General features: G+C 63.1%; 2 protein-coding genes. Both read left to right on the top strand.

Features of this window, described 5'->3' with window-relative positions; all coding sequences use genetic code 11:
- Positions 1 to 56 precede the first annotated feature (56 nt).
- Positions 57 to 650 carry a helix-turn-helix domain-containing protein gene (locus ACFYOW_RS49655; RefSeq protein ID WP_387299193.1) on the top strand — a complete coding sequence of 198 codons (594 nt, stop codon included), beginning with the start codon at positions 57 to 59 and terminating at the stop codon, positions 648 to 650.
- Positions 545 to 1,199, top strand: a 655-nt coding sequence (locus tag ACFYOW_RS49650) for an IS630 family transposase (RefSeq protein WP_387299191.1), incomplete at its 3' end; no start/stop codon positions are given. The genes ACFYOW_RS49655 and ACFYOW_RS49650, both read left to right, overlap by 106 nt.

The raw sequence follows: 1,199 nt of genomic DNA, 5'->3' as shown, positions 1-1,199 counted from the left end.
TGCTGCGTTCCTCAAAGATCATGTATTTTGTTGTCTGACTTGTTGGTTCGGGTGTGATGGGGTGGGTTCTGCCGAAGGTGTTGGTTGCGCGGCCTCCACGGGATGTGTTGGAGGAGCGCAAGATTCGCAAACTTGCCGGAGCTCGTCATGTGCCTGGGGATTGGATCCGTCGGGCGTGGATGATCACGGCGAGTTGGGACGGAAAGTCCACCGCGCAGATCGCGGGCGAGCTGGGCTGTCATCGGCAGACGGTGCGAGAACGGTTGCACCGGTTCAACACTCACGGCTTGGACGGGCTGGGCGATCGGCGAGGGGCAGGACGCAAACCTCGGCTGACCGAAACAGAGCGCAGTCGCGTTGTGGCCTTGGTCGCCACCACCCCGCCGGGACGTTTGACCCGACGCTGCGATGGTGCTCTGGAAGCCGATCAGGACCGGGCGCCCTCGTGCTGGACCCTGGATTCGCTCACCGCGGCCCTGCGTGCCGAAGGCATCGTCGTTGGCCGTAGTCAGGTGCGCAGAATCCTTGTGACAGACGGGATTCGATGGCGCAAGCCGCGTTCGTGGACAACGAGCAAGGATCCGTACTTCGTCCCAAAAGAACTCACATCGTCGGTCTCTACACGCAGCCACCCGAAGGTGCCACGGTAGTCTGCGCCGACGAGCTGGGCCCGGTATCGCCTCGCACCTTCGGCCCCGCACCGGGCTGGTCGATCGACGGACACCGGATCAAGGCGCCTCTGGAATACTCGCGAGGCCCGGACAGGGTCTGGGTGTACGGATCGATCCGCATCCGCGACGGCCACACCGTCACGCTCACCGCGTCCTCACGTAACAGCATCAACTATCAGCGTTTCCTGGAACTGGTCGAACAGGCCAATCCTGTCGGCGACATCTACGTGATCACCGACAACCTCTCCAGCCACAACAGCAAATCCACCCGCGAATGGCTCGAAGACCACCCCCGGATCAAACACGCCTTCATCCCCGTCGGAGCGTGCTGGCTCAACCTACAAGAACAATGGTGGCGAATCTTCCCCCGAGAAGCCCTCGCCGGCCAGACCTTCGCCGACCACACAGAGATCGACCAAGCCACCCGCCAAGCCACCGCCGCCCTCAACGCCCGCGCCCGCCCCTGGATCTGGGGCCGACCCACCCCGAAACCAAGGACCCTACGCCGCCGTTTTATCTACCACCTTT

The organism is Nocardia sp. NPDC006982, assembly GCF_042869435.1.
Classification (GTDB): domain Bacteria; phylum Actinomycetota; class Actinomycetes; order Mycobacteriales; family Mycobacteriaceae; genus Nocardia.
This window is presented reverse-complemented; position numbering and strand designations above follow the sequence as displayed.

Coding starts and splice junctions, on each gene's coding strand:
- ACFYOW_RS49655 (WP_387299193.1), top strand. CDS start 57: ATGGGGTGGGTTCTGCCGAAGGTGTTGGTTGCGCGGCCTCCACGGGAT.